General features: G+C 33.5%; 14 protein-coding genes. 10 read left to right on the top strand and 4 right to left on the bottom strand.

Going from position 1 to position 15,626, the window contains the following annotated elements; genetic code table 11:
* Window positions 1–12: 12 nt before the first annotated feature.
* Both Q0822_RS14740 and Q0822_RS14735 read right to left on the bottom strand, forming a co-directional pair.
* The gene (locus Q0822_RS14740; protein WP_299124991.1) at window positions 13–2,397 is read right to left on the bottom strand and encodes a sodium-translocating pyrophosphatase; all 2,385 of its coding nucleotides are present in this window, start codon (window positions 2,395–2,397) and stop codon (window positions 13–15) included.
* Between the two features lie 147 nt (window positions 2,398–2,544).
* A complete protein-coding gene (locus Q0822_RS14735) occupies window positions 2,545–3,072 on the bottom strand; it encodes an inorganic diphosphatase (RefSeq protein WP_299124990.1) in 528 nt (175 codons plus the stop codon).
* 182 nt (window positions 3,073–3,254) lie between these two features.
* On the opposite strand from Q0822_RS14735, the gene Q0822_RS14730 reads away from it, so the two are divergent.
* The 6 genes from Q0822_RS14730 (at window position 3,255) to Q0822_RS14705 (ending at window position 8,771) form a co-directional block, all read left to right on the top strand.
* Window positions 3,255–5,477: a M1 family metallopeptidase gene (locus Q0822_RS14730; protein ID WP_299124989.1), complete on the top strand. Its 2,223-nt coding sequence runs from the start codon at window positions 3,255–3,257 to the stop codon at window positions 5,475–5,477.
* 95 nt (window positions 5,478–5,572) lie between these two features.
* On the top strand, window positions 5,573–6,187 hold the full coding sequence (locus Q0822_RS14725; RefSeq protein WP_299124987.1) for a hypothetical protein: 615 nt from the start codon (window positions 5,573–5,575) through the stop codon (window positions 6,185–6,187).
* Entirely contained in the window at window positions 6,184–6,750 is a 567-nt protein-coding gene (locus Q0822_RS14720; protein ID WP_299124986.1) for a hypothetical protein, read from the top strand. Before Q0822_RS14725 ends, Q0822_RS14720 begins: the two co-directional genes overlap by 4 nt.
* A gap of 198 nt (window positions 6,751–6,948) precedes the next feature.
* Entirely contained in the window at window positions 6,949–7,383 is a 435-nt protein-coding gene (locus Q0822_RS14715; RefSeq protein ID WP_299124983.1) for a DUF1801 domain-containing protein, read from the top strand.
* A gap of 157 nt (window positions 7,384–7,540) precedes the next feature.
* Window positions 7,541–8,323 (top strand): hypothetical protein, encoded by a 783-nt coding sequence (locus Q0822_RS14710; protein WP_299124981.1) that lies wholly within the window; start codon window positions 7,541–7,543, stop codon window positions 8,321–8,323.
* 34 nt (window positions 8,324–8,357) lie between these two features.
* Entirely contained in the window at window positions 8,358–8,771 is a 414-nt protein-coding gene (locus Q0822_RS14705; protein WP_299124979.1) for a hypothetical protein, read from the top strand.
* 180 nt (window positions 8,772–8,951) lie between these two features.
* On the opposite strand, the gene Q0822_RS14700 is transcribed toward Q0822_RS14705, so the two are convergent.
* Both Q0822_RS14700 and Q0822_RS14695 read right to left on the bottom strand, forming a co-directional pair.
* Window positions 8,952–11,462, bottom strand: a complete 2,511-nt coding sequence (locus Q0822_RS14700) for a DUF5686 and carboxypeptidase-like regulatory domain-containing protein (RefSeq protein WP_299124977.1) — start codon at window positions 11,460–11,462, stop codon at window positions 8,952–8,954.
* A gap of 88 nt (window positions 11,463–11,550) precedes the next feature.
* On the bottom strand, window positions 11,551–12,528 hold the full coding sequence (locus Q0822_RS14695) for a pyruvate dehydrogenase complex E1 component subunit beta (protein ID WP_299124975.1): 978 nt from the start codon (window positions 12,526–12,528) through the stop codon (window positions 11,551–11,553).
* Between the two features lie 119 nt (window positions 12,529–12,647).
* Between Q0822_RS14695 and Q0822_RS14690 the strand changes: the two genes are divergently transcribed.
* From Q0822_RS14690 to Q0822_RS14680, 4 genes are all read left to right on the top strand, one after another.
* Window positions 12,648–13,559: a hypothetical protein gene (locus Q0822_RS14690; protein WP_299124972.1), complete on the top strand. Its 912-nt coding sequence runs from the start codon at window positions 12,648–12,650 to the stop codon at window positions 13,557–13,559.
* The gene (locus tag Q0822_RS18280) at window positions 13,556–13,747 is read left to right on the top strand and encodes a T9SS type A sorting domain-containing protein (protein WP_366125112.1); all 192 of its coding nucleotides are present in this window, start codon (window positions 13,556–13,558) and stop codon (window positions 13,745–13,747) included. The genes Q0822_RS14690 and Q0822_RS18280 overlap by 4 nt, the downstream gene beginning before the upstream one ends.
* 122 nt (window positions 13,748–13,869) lie before the next feature.
* Window positions 13,870–14,616, top strand: a complete 747-nt coding sequence (locus Q0822_RS14685) for an electron transfer flavoprotein subunit beta/FixA family protein (protein ID WP_299124969.1) — start codon at window positions 13,870–13,872, stop codon at window positions 14,614–14,616.
* A gap of 10 nt (window positions 14,617–14,626) precedes the next feature.
* Window positions 14,627–15,589, top strand: a complete 963-nt coding sequence (locus Q0822_RS14680) for an electron transfer flavoprotein subunit alpha/FixB family protein (protein WP_299124966.1) — start codon at window positions 14,627–14,629, stop codon at window positions 15,587–15,589.
* Window positions 15,590–15,626 lie beyond the last annotated feature (37 nt).

Here is a 15,626-nt window from a genome sequence, read left to right as displayed (position 1 = left end):
TATTTCTAAAGTCTATTCTTTAGTAATATCGACTTTTTCGATGACTTTTTCAACTTCACCAGCATCATTGGTTAATGTTGCTTCAAAATCATTTAACTTTTTCTCTACTTCAGCTTTCGTGCCTTCAAAAATAATGGTCTCAGATACTTTTTCACCATCTTTTGTTGTTGAGTAATCAACTGTTGCTTTTGCTAGATCTTTAGAATCAATAGTCATTTCAATAGAAACATCTTGATCATTTGTTGCTAATCCTGTTTCTGCCATTATTGCAATACTCGGAGCAATAACTAAGGCTACAACAGACATTAATTTCAACAAGATATTTAACGAAGGACCTGAAGTATCTTTAAATGGATCACCAACAGTATCACCAACAACGGCTGCTTTATGAGCATCTGTTCCTTTACGACCTTCTTCTTCTATCGTTTTCTTAGCGTTATCCCATGCTCCACCAGCATTAGACTGGAAAATTGCCATTAATACACCACAAGTGGTTACACCTGCTAATAAACCACCTAGCATTTCAGCACCACCAATAAATCCTACTGCTACAGGAACAGCAATTGCTAATAATCCTGGCAATACCATTTCTTTAATAGAAGCCTTGGTCGATATATCAATACATTTACCATATTCAGCTACACCATCAGCAGCATCAAATATCTTTCTATCTTCAGGAGACGCTTTTGTCATATCAGAATCATACTTACGCATCACTTCTAAAGCAGCTTTTAATTCTGGAATATCTCTAAACTGACGACGAACCTCTTCGATCATTGCCATGGCAGCACGACCAACAGCATTCATAGATAATGCAGAAAATACAAATGGTAACATACCACCAATTAATAATCCTGCCATGATATCTGGTCTAGAAACATCAATTGAAGTGACGTTGGCTGTTTTCATAAAGGCAGCAAATAACGCTAAAGCAGTTAATGCTGCAGATGCAATAGCAAATCCTTTACCTATAGCTGCGGTTGTATTACCAACAGCATCTAATTTATCTGTACGTTCACGTACTTCACTCGGTAATTCCGCCATTTCAGCAATTCCACCTGCATTATCACAAATAGGTCCGTAAGCATCAACAGCTAATTGAATACCTGTATTAGCTAACATCCCAACAGCAGCAATTGCAATACCATAAAGACCTGCCTGATTATGTGAAACCATAATTGCAGCAGCAATTAATAAAATTGGAATAGCTGTTGACATCATACCAACACCTAAACCTGCAATAATATTTGTGGCAGATCCTGTTTCAGATTGCTTTACAATAGACATCACTGGTTTTTTACCAGTTGCAGTATAATATTCTGTTACTTTACCAACTAACAATCCTGCCACTAAACCAGCAATGGTCGCCCAAAATACACCCATAGAAGTATAAGTTACACCACCATCAACCCAAGTTTCTGGTAACATCTGGTTGATAATAAAATAAGAAGCAACTAACATTAAACCTGCCGAACCAAATTCACCAATATTTAATGCTGTTTGTGGATTTCCACCATCTTTAACACGTACAAAGAATGTTCCTAAAATTGACATTACTATACCAACTGCAGCCAGTACTAATGGTAAATAAACTGCACCTAAGCCATCAAATTGTGACTGAAATTCTGGTAAAGTTGCATAAACAGCACCCAATACCATTGTACCTATAATTGATCCTACATAAGACTCGAATAAATCGGCTCCCATACCTGCAACATCACCAACATTATCACCAACGTTATCTGCAATTGTAGCAGGATTTAAAGGATGATCTTCTGGAATACCAGCTTCTACTTTACCAACAAGGTCAGCACCAACATCAGCAGCTTTGGTATAAATACCTCCACCAACACGCGCAAATAATGCAATTGAAGATGCACCTAATGAAAATCCTGATAAAACATTTAATATTTCACCTAATTCCCATCCTTGTCCACTATATATCATAAAAAGTCCGCTAAGACCTAAAACACCTAAACCAACAACACCTAAGCCCATTACAGCACCACCAGCAAAAGCAACTTCTAAAGCTTTACCTAAAGAATGTCTAGCAGCTTGTGTTGTTCTTACATTAGCTTTGGTAGCTACTCGCATACCTATAAATCCGGCCAAGGCAGAACAAATAGCACCTACTATGAATGATACAGCCACCATTCCATTAGAGCCTTCTTCTGAATTACCTTTAAAGAATAACAGAACAGCGACAGCGACAACAAAAATGGCCAATACCTTATATTCTGCTTTTAAAAATGACATGGCACCAACAGCGATATTCTTCGCAATTCTTGCCATTTTATCTTCACCAGCATCTTGTTTTGATACCCACATATTTTTGATGAATACAAACAACAATGCCAATACACCAAATGCTGGTAGAAACTTTACAATAAATTCCATACGTTTTAAATTAGGTTAGTTAAATTTTTATCGTCCGCTAAAGTAGTAAAATGAATTAAATTTTACGAAAAAAGCAATATCAATTAATCGATATTGCTTTTTTGATAGTTATATGCTAAATAATCTATGATTCTTAAATCGTCATATTTAAATCGTAAATGTACGCTTCTTTTTATGCTCACTTTCATTATAACGCTTCACACATTCATGAAATATTTTTGTAGCATCTTCAGCATTTCCCCAACCACCAACGTCAACTTTCTTTTTTTCTAAGTCTTTATAAACCTGAAAAAAATGTTCTATTTCTTTTAAACGATGTGGATTCAAATCTGCTATATCAGATCTCTTACTCCAAACAGGATCTGATACTGGTACACATATTATTTTTTCATCTGGTCCTTTTTCATCAGTCATATGAAATACACCTATTGGTCTTACTTCCATCACAACCATAGGATATGATGGTTCTGTAGAGAGTACTAACACATCTAAAGGATCTTGATCGAGTGCAAGAGTCTCTGGTACAAAACCATAATCTCCTGGATACATCATGGATGAGAAAAGTGTTCTATCAAAACGGATTTTATTTAATGTAAAATCGTATTCATATTTATTACGACTCCCTTTTGGAATTTCTATTAATACATCGAAAGATAATTTTTCTTTTTTTGACATCTTCATTTCTTTTATTATTACCCAAAAACAGGATAATGCTTTATTTAATTTGAGGGTGCAAATATAGCTAAGACTTTAACTTTGAGCAACAAAAAACTAACATCAGTTTCAACCTTTATTAAATTCATTTCTTTGGAATTCATTACCTTGTTAAATCTATTAATTAATATTATTCAATCTAGATGAAATTTATATCATTATTTACATTATCATTTCTATTTTCTCTTCCCTTATTTTCTCAAAACCAACAATACCAAGGCAAGTTTGAGCCTATTGATAATATGATACCGCAACCAAACGTCTATCGTTCTGCTAGTGGTGCGCCCGGAAAAGCATATTGGCAACAACGTGCAGATTATAAAATAAAAGCAGCACTAAACGAAAGAGATAACATACTGAGTGGAGATGAAACTATTACATATTACAATAACTCACCAGATGATTTAAGGTATTTGTGGATTCAATTAGAGCAAAACGTAAATAAAAAAGAAAACGAAGATTTTGGATATGCCTTTGGAAATGTGCGTGACTCAATGAATACAAGGCATATGCAATTTTTAACACGTGCTATTGATTTTCCTGCAGGATACACAATTAAATATATTAAAGATGCTAATGGCAACGCTATAGAATCTTTAGTCAATAATACCATGATGAAGGTGTTACTTAGTCAACCTTTAAAATCAGGTGAGTCGCTAACGTTTTCCATTGGTTGGTCATATCATATTACAGATAGAAGTATGTATTTATTGTCTCGCGAAGGTTATGAATATTTCCCTGAAGATGACAATACGGTTTACCTCATTGCACATTGGTTTCCACGCATGGCAGTTTACAATGATACTGAAGGTTGGCAGAATAAACAATTTCAAAAACTAGGCGAATTTGCTCTGGAGTTTGGTGATTATGATGTTGAAATTACGGTGCCAGCAGACCACATTGTAGCTTCCACTGGCGATTTAAAAAATGAAGCTCAGGTGCTTACCAAAACACAACAGCAACGCTTAGCTAAAGCCAGAAAATCCGTAGACAAGCCACTGATGATTGTTACACCTGAAGAAGCTGAAACAAACGAAAAGAATAAAACCATAAAAACTAAAACATGGAAATTTAGAGCAGAAAATGTGAGGGATTTTGCATTTGCATCATCTCGAAAATTTATTTGGGATGCTCAAGCTGTACCTTTAGAAACACATACAGTTATGGCAATGTCTTTTTATCCTAAAGAAGGATTACCTGTCTGGAACGAATCGTCAACTCGAGCGGTAAAAAATGCATTAGAAGTTTATTCTGAAGCTGTTTTTGAATATCCTTATCCTGTTTGTATTTCGGTAAATACGTCCAACATTGGTATGGAGTTCCCTATGATTAGCTTTAATGGTGGACGACCAGTCAATGGAAAGATAAGTGACAGAGCAAAAGGAGGAATGATAAGCACCATTGTGCACGAGGTTGGGCATAACTGGTTTCCAATGATTATAAGTTCTGATGAGCGCCAATGGATGTGGATGGATGAAGGCTTAAACACATTTATTCATCAACGTACCATGAAAGAGCGTTATCCTGATTATCCGCATACACAACCAAAAAGTATTGTGCCGTTTATGAGCGGAGACAAAAGTATTATGCGACCGATAATGACCTCATCAGATAATGATTTACTCTCACAATTTGGAGCCAATTACTACCAAAAACCAACCGTAGGATTACAAATGCTTCGTCAATCTATTGTTGGCGAAGAACTTTTTGACCAAGCGTTTAAAGAATATGCTAATCGTTGGAAATATAAACATCCAAATCCAGCGGATTTATTTAGAACGCTAGAAGATGCTACAGCAGTTGATCTCGATTGGTTTTATAGAGGTTGGTTTTTTACAACTGATAATGTAGACATGGAACTTATTAATGTAAAATGGTTTACAGTAAGTAACGAGGTAAATATTGAAAACAAAGGTAAAACCGTAAAAGCCAATATTGAAGCAGAAAACGCAGGAGAAAACACCCAAGATTTTACAAGTGGTCCAGAAGAAATAACTATGGTTACCACACCAGACCAAGCTTATGGGCAGTTTTTATCGCGTATGGATGAACCAGAAATAAGAAAACAACTTTACGGTAAAAACATTTATGAAATTACGGTGAAAAATGTTGGAGGCCTAGTAATGCCATTGACTATAGAATGGCAATACACTGATGGTACAAGTGAAATCGACACTTTACCTGCTGAAATTTGGAGAACCAATGAATATGAAATTACTAAAACATTTATTAAAACTAAGGAAGTTAAGAAAGTAGTCTTAGATCCTAACTTTGAGTATGCTGATACTGAAATGAATAACAATTCTTTCCCAAAAGTTGAGGAAGCTTCTGATTTTGATAAATTTAAAGACAAGAATAAAAATTAAATATAATCTTAATGGTTCCCTTTATCAGTAAGAATAGATAGGATAAGATGAATTTTTATCCTCATACAACCAGTTATAGTACATTTGAGAAAATTATGAAAATTAAATTAACCATATTACTATTTTTGACTGTTTTGATTTCTTGCAAAACCTACCCAAATAAACAAATTGACGAGGGAAAAATAACGGAAAGCAAATACCACAGTAAAGAAATTGGTTGGACGATGGAAATTCCTAAAGGTTGGAATGTCACACATAAGAGCATTTTAGATGAAAGAATTGAAAAAGGATTAGATGCTATTAATGAAACAGCTGAAATTGAATATGACGCTAGTGAATTAAAACAACTTTTGAATTTCCAAAAAGACAAATTCAATATTTTCCAATCAACTTCTGAACCTTTTGAACTCGAATATGATGGCGAATGGGAAGAAAATAATGCTGGATTAAAGAAACTGGTTTATAATACATATCAGCAAAGAGGGATAAAAACGGATTCAACGGAAACTAAAACTATTAAAATCGATGGTCTTGAATTTCAGTCATACGGATTTACCATTTACAGTCCTAAAGGAGAGATTATTCTTAATCAAATAATGTACAGTAGATTAATAAATGGATTGGACTTTGGAGTAAACATAAATTACAACAACGAATCTGACAAAAAGGAAATGTTAGAGGTTTGGTTGAATTCCAAATTTAAAAAATGAATAACAGACTAATAAATACACTTATAGTATTAGTTTTTATTTCGTCTTTTTCGAATTGCGCCAGCTTTTCAAAAATTCCAATCGAAAAGCATTCTAAATCACAACTTGTTTCTGACTTTGAAAAAATAAATGGAAAGTATCTGTTTTATTCAATTTCTGATACATTAAAAAAAGACAATATATACGAAAACCTCCTTGGAGTTTGGTGGCGTTCGGAGGACTCTCAACTTGAACTTAATAATGAAGATGACGAATATTATGCAGAAATCAAACTAATCAATGAAAACGAATTAGACTTCAGACTCTTCAAAAATGAAGTTCTGGTTAAAAATGAAACAATTAAAGGTAAATTGAAGGATGGAATGTTTTATCTAAATCAAAACTTTAGCATCTCAGGTTTACCATACGTTTTTGGAACTTTTACGAACGATAAGAAACGCATAATACTTAAAGACAATTCTATAATTATTGACAGAATTAAGCATGAATTTGGTGCAGTAATTTTGATTTTCGAAGCTGGATTCAAATATGATTCATTATCGGAATACATCAAAATAGAATAAAAACTACGCGATACACCTTTCATAAGTAATTGCCAAGTCCCTGACGACTTGTAAACATTTCTGCCGAATATTCTATCTGTGATTTATTTACTAATTTAGTTGCTCAACCACGCAACACAAACGCTCAGCGAACTGGGGAATTAAAACATATTCAAACACTTTGGCAGGCATTGCGAAGCAACTAAAACAATTACGGAAATGGCAAAAAATAAAACTACCGAAACAGAAGTAGACGTTTTTAATTTTATTGAATCATATGCAGACAATGATCAAAAGAAAGCTGATAGTCATAAACTAATAGAATTAATGAGTGAATGGTCAGGTTTTGAACCAAAAATGTGGGGGCCAACAATTATTGGTTTTGGAAGTTATCATTATAAATATGCTAGTGGTCATGAAGGTGATGCACCCTTACTAGGTTTCTCTCCGCGAAAAGCACAGTTTTCCCTATACGTTTATTCTCAAACAGAGAAAAGTAAAAAATTATTAGAAGACTTTGGTAAATTCAAAATGGGAAAAGCATGCATTTATGTTAAGAAACTTTCTGATATTGATATTAAGATCTTAGAAAAACTATGTTCAGAAACAATTACATATCTCAATGAACACCACGAGTGTGCTTGTAGAAATTAACAACAACCAGCCAGCCAACAGCTGAACAGTTCACTGCGTCTAAAATTGTCTTCAGAATTTCCACGCTGCTGAACAATGAGTTTTTACTTATTTACTGTCTGGGATCGCACACAACTAACCATACACCAACACTTTGCGAACAATATAAACAAACACAATGAATAGAAAATTAATTACACTTTTAGTTTTAACCCTTTTTACTAGCATCGGATTTTCTCAATCAGATAAAATTGATATAAAAACAGACAATTTAACCGAATCGAATTATCTAAAAATGGATGACTTCTACTTAACCCATTATCTGTATATCGATTTATTTTTGAGAGAAAATTTATTTCCAGATGCAAATCCAGAAGATGTTTCCTCGATATTACAAGCACTAAAAAAATATGTTTCAGTAGAAACTAATTTAGATATTGAAATTGAAAAACCAGGAAAGAGAAATTATCTAATTCGGTTTGCAATATTAAAAAAAGATGACGGAACTGAACTCTTGATTGCATTTACAAACTGGAGTACAAAAGAAAAAATATTTGAAAAAGAAATAAAAATGGAAAACGATTCCTACACGAGATGGTATTTTCTCAATGGAACGAAAATGACCTATAGAAAAGATATGTCTAATGAGAATGACTATTCAAATATGACCAAATCTGACTTAGCCAATGCATATCTATTCGACGAACTATCTGAAAACGATTCCGATATAAAAAGCACAATAGACGAAAGTCTCAATGAAATAGACTTGAGTGTGTCAGATAACATTATGGCTAATTTAATACTCTTGAAATATCAGATTTTTCAAAAAGATAATGACGATTTAATTAAGCAAACTGAATACCTGAATCAACTATTTGATACTAATAAATCTGATCCCAATCTGAGAGGTTTAAAAATGGCATTTGAAGCTACAAAATTTCAAATAGAATTAATGAAATAAATATCTTGTTATAATTTAACATAAATAACTAATAATGAAATTGAATAAAGAGCTTGTTAAAAAAGGAATGTACTTGTCGGGCATAATGAATATTGGTGGTGTTTTAGTATTTTCTAGGTTCTTTACTAATAAGGTTATTAATGAAGCCGATCCTGTCGTTATGTCCAATTTTGGATTACTAATGATAGTAGTTTGGGGATTTGCCTTTTTAGCAATGGCTTCTAAATGGGAACATCTCAAATGGATAATCGGAGTTTTTGTTATTGAAAAACTTATATACGGATTTACTTGGACTAAATGGATGATAAATAATGAACTTTCTTGCGTGTATGAAGCAGATACAATGGCTGGAATCTTTTTTACCATTTATGGACTCAATGATTGGTTCTTCTGTATTTTTTATCTCGTTGTGTTTGTCTACTTAAATAAAGTTGAGAGAAATAGTTAATCAATGATGTAAAAACTGTAACAACAATTATAACGCAAATTATGAAGGATTCGACTACATGCTCAATCACTCAGAATACCTAAAGTCGGTTTTAAACTGAAAATTAAAACATATAAACCTTTAACTGACGACTATATGAGACCGTTCAAAATCTCTAAGGACATTTTTACTATTTGAGCATTAAAAATAAAAGCCAAAACTACCAGTGATACCAAACTTTCTAGCATCAGGATTGTCTAAATAATTCCCTCTAAAATTAAAGTCTATACGTAGTATTTTGAAAATATTACCAACTCCTACGCTATACTCATAATAGATGCGAGAATCTGGTGCAACTAATGGAAACTCATTTATATTACCAGTAGTACTTAGTGCAATATTTTCATCAGACAATTCGCCCCAAACACCTCTTATACTAGCAATAGCTCTGAGGTTGTATTTTTTTAAGAACGGAATACGAGAAAATAAACGACCATTAAAATTATGCTCTACGTGCATTGATGTATAGGTATCAGTTACAAATTCATAAAAGTCGAGCTGAGAAAAGGTATTGTATATTGAAAAGTACGTTTGATTTCCTGGTACAACACTCAATAATGCTAAAGGCACTTCACCAAAGGTTTTACCAGCTTCTATAGAGGTTACTAACCTACCAAAACCACCTACTTGCCATGGTTGTATGTATGAAAATTGAACCTTTGTATAATCAAAATCACTATCAAACCAATTACGATCACCACGACTGACTTGTGCAAACAAACGTGCAAAATTGTCGTTCTTAAATTTACGTTCTACCCCAAAACCAGTCATTTGGCGTTTTGGATAATAGCCCAATGATAATCTGCTTTCAAATTGTTTGACTTCAGATGAAATTCCTGTTAGAGATTCTGTGTCATTATAATCTAAACTAAAGGTTGGTGATGCTGATCTTAATGTGCGGAAACTTCCATCTAAACGAACTTCAAAATTCCTTACAGGCTCAATCGCCAATCCTAAATTAGTCAAATTAATATTAGTAAGCTTATCATTTGCACCAGTTCCAATAACAGCAGAAGATGCCAGACTTCGGCCTAATACATCTGTAGAACTCGTTAAACTCGCGCCTATTTGTTCAACATCACGTCGGTTTCCTCCAAAAATGGTTAATCGACTCCGTTTATCTAATAACCATTTGCCTGAAATTCCATATTTAAATTTATCGTCTCGGAACCCATATGCCAAAAACCCTTCGAGTCTCCATAAATCATTGGGTCCAAAGTAAGTTCTTCCACCAGTTCTGAGTCTCAAACCTTCAACTTCATTAAATCCAAACGTTGAAAATATAGGGCCATAATCAAAGTTAATACTTGGAAACTCTATATATCCTGAGGCTAGAATACTTCCCAGATTATAAAGTCGTTTAAATTTCTTAACAGTTTTTAGGGTATCTAACATTTTGTAAACCCCTATTTCGTCTTTATTTAAAGCTTCAAGCCTATTGTTTTGCCAAAAGTCGTCTTCTCTATTATAAACATCTTCATCATAGTTATAAACTACCTTATCATAGTATTCGTTATCCTTTGGCTGATCGAATTTATAATTATCGTACAGTGTTGTTCGCTTACCGTAAACTCCTCTCGACTTTTCCTTTTTATTAATGGCAAAGTCTGACAGAAAATAATCGCGCTTAATAAGAAATACAGAATCATTTAATACTTCAAATTCTTGCTCTATATATATTTCCTTTACCCAATTAATATTGGCACTTTTAGACGCTTGAAGATTTATGTCTTTTATGGCGTAGGTGGAATCATTCACCCAAAAATCACCTTTAAAAGTCAATTCATTTTTTCTCCTTGGATAATAAACAATATTATAACACCACTTATCATCAATAAATGCGCTATCTGACAAGACATAGTTGTAGGTCTGAACTCCTGTTCTACTTAATGGACTTACAAAGCTTTTATCGAAAAACTTAAGGTAATTGTCATAGATATTATATTCTGAATATAAATCATCTATAAAATCTATAATGACTTGGTTGTTACTGAAACCAGAATTCTTATTTCCTATTAAATCTTCTCGCTCCTTGCTGATGATGTTATCACCAGAAATCTTTTTTACAGATTCGTTTAAAAAAATAGGTAAATACGTTTTTCCTGTAACGCTAGAGGTATCGACTTCTTCAAAAACAAACTCCATACCTTTAAAAAGCTTACTTTTTATGAGTGCGCTATCGATGGTATTAAGATCAAACTCAACTTTTTCGTATTGGTCGTATTCGTATTGATTAAACTGTTTTACACCATTTTTACGCTTTCGCTCCCATATTTTTTTTAAGATTCTTATCGCAGGATTTTCGGATGCTTTTTTGGATTGTTTTCCTGTAATAATTACAACTTCACTAAGCGAAGAGGCTTCTTCTTTTAGAATAAATTTTAAATCGTAATTAACGGATTTTGTAAGTGACACCTCTAAAATCTCGAAACCTAAAAAAGAAACAATAAGTGTTTCCCATTTTTCATCAGACTCTAGATAGAATTTGCCATCTTCGTTAGTTATAGTACCTTCTGTTGAACCCTTAAATAGAACATTGGCAAAAGCAATAGGTTGATTATTCTCATCATAAACATGTCCACTAACTTTTGTCTGCGCAATGGCAGAAAAAATATTGAGGCAAATAAAAGCAATAAGTAGTTGTATTTTCATATATAAAAACAAACTTCATCAATAACCATGCTACAATAGCTTAAGGGTTACAAATGAAGTTTATTAAACGCAGAAAACTGCAATTTATTTATTTGTACATTACTTTTTTAACTGCTTTAACAACATCGTCACTATTAGGCAACCATTCTGCTAATAAAACAGGTGAGTATGGAGCAGGAGTATCTGCTGTATTTATTTTTACTACAGGAGCATCTAGATAATCAAATGCTTCCGATTGAACTAAGTACGTGATTTCAGTAGCCACATTTCCAAAAGGCCATGCTTCTTCTAACACCACTAATCTATTGGTTTTCTTAACCGATTCTAAAATAGCTTTTCTATCCATCGGACGAACCGTACGTAAATCTATAATCTCACAAGAAATACCTTCTTTTTCTAATTCATCAGCAGCTTTGTAAGCTTCTTTTACAATCTTTCCGAAAGATACAATTGTTACGTCCGTTCCTGTACGTTTTATCTCTGCAACTCCAATAGGAATAGTGTATTCTCCTTCTGGCACCTCACCTTTATCACCATACATCTGCTCACTTTCCATAAAGATAACTGGATCATCGTCTCTAATTGCAGATTTCAATAAGCCTTTAGCATCATAAGGATTAGAAGGTACAACTACTTTTAAACCTGGTGTGTTAGCAAACCAATTCTCAAAAGCTTGTGAGTGTGTTGCACCCAACTGACCAGCAGAAGCTGTTGGCCCTCTAAATACTATTGGACATTTAAATTGTCCGCCAGACATTTGTCTAATTTTAGCTGCATTATTTATTATCTGATCAATTCCAACTAAAGAGAAGTTAAACGTCATGTATTCTACAATTGGGCGATTGCCTGTCATTGTAGAACCAATTGCAATACCTGCAAAACCAAGTTCAGCAATTGGTGTATCAATAACACGCTTAGCACCAAACTCATCGAGCATTCCTTTTGATGCTTTGTATGCACCGTTATATTCTGCTACTTCCTCACCCATAAGATAAACACTTTCATCTCTGCGCATTTCTTCGCTCATGGCTTCGCAAATAGCTTCTCTAAATTGAATTGTCTTCATTATCTTGTTTTTAAACGAATAGCAAAAATAATAATTATTGATTACATAATGATATTAAATCTCATGCGAAAAAGAGAAAAAAATTGTAACTTGATTATTAAATCCATAATTAGGATTCTATGAGTTATAAGAATTATTTTTTTAGTATTGTTTTTATCTTATTTGCTTTAGTTGGTTCGGCGCAACAAGCTGTGCTTTGTCCTTTGCAAAAGGATTACATAAAAATTGAAAATTCGGACAATATTCCTACAGTAACAAATAATTCTGATGGTACAATTACACTTACACACCAAGATCAAACCATTACTGATATTTTTGCTAATTATATTATTTATGATTTTTATCAAGCTTTTCCTAACTCTACAGGTGTGTTATTTGAGTATTATGATATTGTTCATAAAAATAAAGATTTAATTAATGAGCTTTATAATACTGTTTCATCAGATGTGTTTTTTATTGAATATGAATATGACTTCACACCAGTAAGTTCTAATATGATAGCTTTATTGGATGGAAAAACTTATAAACTCTCTAAATTTTGTAGCGATATCCCAGAAGTTGGTGAAAGCTGTATAAATAATGAGCAAAGTGTACCTGATGGTTTCGAATTAAAAATTGAATTCAATTATGACCAGAATGAAGATATGATATTTGCCGAAACTGTAAATATATCACCTTGTGGTAATGTATTTTCTATAGGCCTAAAAGGTGGTGTTGACGAATGTTGTTATCCTGTGGATATTGCATTACAACTTTGGGAAACGGATTTAGGTATTTCTACTGAAACAGACTATGATAGCGGACCATGTCATTCAATTGAACAATGGCTATATTCAATGTTAGACATTGGTTGCCAAGTGTATAATATTGGAAATATAAAGATTTATCCTGGAGATGAATCAGGTGAGATCATAATAGAAAGAGAAACAGGTGTGTTTTCAACTGACTTTATGAAGTTTCAAGAAGATAATCTTTCCGTCGATGAATTTTCCTCAGACTCAATAAGGTTTTTGAAAGCAATGACTATTTGAATATTTCAAATCAGTTTGAAAATGTCTACAATATTGAAATATTTAATCTTTCAGGACAACAAATCCTTACGAGTAGACCATTTAATAACAACACAATTAATACTTCCAGCTTTTCCAGAGGACTTTACTTCATTAGACTCTCTAACCTAAACAATCAGCAAAAAATCTTCAAATTTTTAAAGAATTAATGATTTTTAGCATCTAAAGTATAGATTTTAATAAAAAATACTATGCGTGCATAGTAAAATTCAAAATTTTATATTTATCTTCGTGCTCTGAAGAAAAAGACGTTTAAAATAAATCATTTTTTATGAAAATATTAGTATGTATTAGCCATGTGCCAGATACAACCTCAAAGATTAATTTCACTGATGGTGACACTAAATTTGACACAAATGGTGTTCAGTTTGTGATTAATCCGAATGATGAATTTGGCCTAACAAGGGCCATGTGGTTTAAGGAAAAACAAGGTGCAAGTGTAGATGTGGTTAATGTCGGTGGAGCAGAAACTGAACCTACGTTAAGAAAAGCCTTAGCTATTGGTGCAGATGCTGCTATTAGAGTAAATACTGAAGCTACTGACGGTTATGCAGTTGCTAAGCAATTAGCAAAAGTAGTTAACGATGGTGGTTATGATTTGGTAATTGCTGGCAGAGAATCTATTGATTATAATGGTGGAATGGTACCAGGTATGCTTGCTGCTATGACTGACGCTAATTTTGTGGCCAACTGTATAAGTCTTGAAGTTGATGGAACTAGTGCAAAAGCGGTAAGAGAAATTGATGGCGGAAAAGAAACGGTTAGCACATCTCTACCTTTAGTTATAGGTGGACAAAAAGGACTGGTTGAAGAAAGTGACCTTCGTATCCCAAATATGAGAGGTATAATGATGGCACGTAAAAAACCTTTAACGGTTGTTGAGCCAACTGATGCGAGCGCAGAAACTAAAGCTGTAAGTTTTGAAAAACCAGCTCCAAAAGGTGCTGTAAAATTAGTTGATTCAGATAATATCGATGAATTAGTAAACTTACTTCATAACGAAGCTAAGGTCATTTAAAAAAAGAATTATGTCAGTTATAGTATATACAGAATCAGAAAACGGAAAATTTAAAAAAGCAGCTTTAGAAGTTGTGTCTTATGCAAAAGCAATTGCAGACCAAATGGGAACAACAGTTACAGCTGTTGCTATTAATGCAGATAGTACTGAAAGCCTAGGAAACTATGGAGCTTCAAAAGTACTTTCTATAAAAAATGATGCTTTAAGTAAGTTTAATGCGAAAACATATGCGGCTTCAATTGAAAGTGCAGCAAAAAGTGAAAATGCAAAAGTTGTTGTGGTAAGTTCTAGTGCAGACAGTAAGTATTTAGCACCATTATTAGCAGTAGGATTGGATGCAGGCTATGTTTCTAATGTAGTAGAAGCACCATCTAGTGTATCGCCATTTACAGTAAAGCGCTCGGCTTTTACAAATAAAGCGTTTGCAAATACAGAAATTAATACAGATGTAAAAATTGTTGGTTTATCTAACAATTCTTTTGGTTTGGTTGAATCCGGTGGAACGGCTTCAGTTGAAGATTTTTCACCATCATTACCAGGTTCTGGCGTAAATGTAGAATCTGTTGATAAAGCCACTGATAAAGTAAGTATTGCAGATGCAGAGACTGTTGTTTCTGGCGGCAGAGGTTTAAAAGGACCAGAAAATTGGGGAATGATAGAAGAACTTGCAGAAGTATTAGGTGCAGCAACAGCTTGCTCTAAACCAGTTTCTGATTTAGGTTGGAGACCTCATAGTGAACACGTAGGGCAAACAGGAAAACCTGTAGCTTCCAACTTGTATATTGCTATTGGTATTTCTGGTGCAATTCAGCATTTAGCTGGTATTAATTCATCTAAAGTAAAAGTTGTTATCAATACAGATCCAGAAGCACCTTTCTTTAAGGCTGCAGACTACGGGGTTGTTGGTGATGCCTTTGAAGTTGTACCGCAGTTAATAGAAAAATTAAAAGCTTTTAAAGCTCAAAACGCATAATTTTATTACCTTGTAATTACAAAAGGGCTGTTTAAAT

This window comes from uncultured Winogradskyella sp. (assembly GCF_947496485.1).
GTDB lineage: Bacteria > Bacteroidota > Bacteroidia > Flavobacteriales > Flavobacteriaceae > Winogradskyella.
The sequence above is the reverse complement of the archived record's forward strand: the minus strand, read 5'-3'. Positions and strand labels throughout refer to the sequence as shown.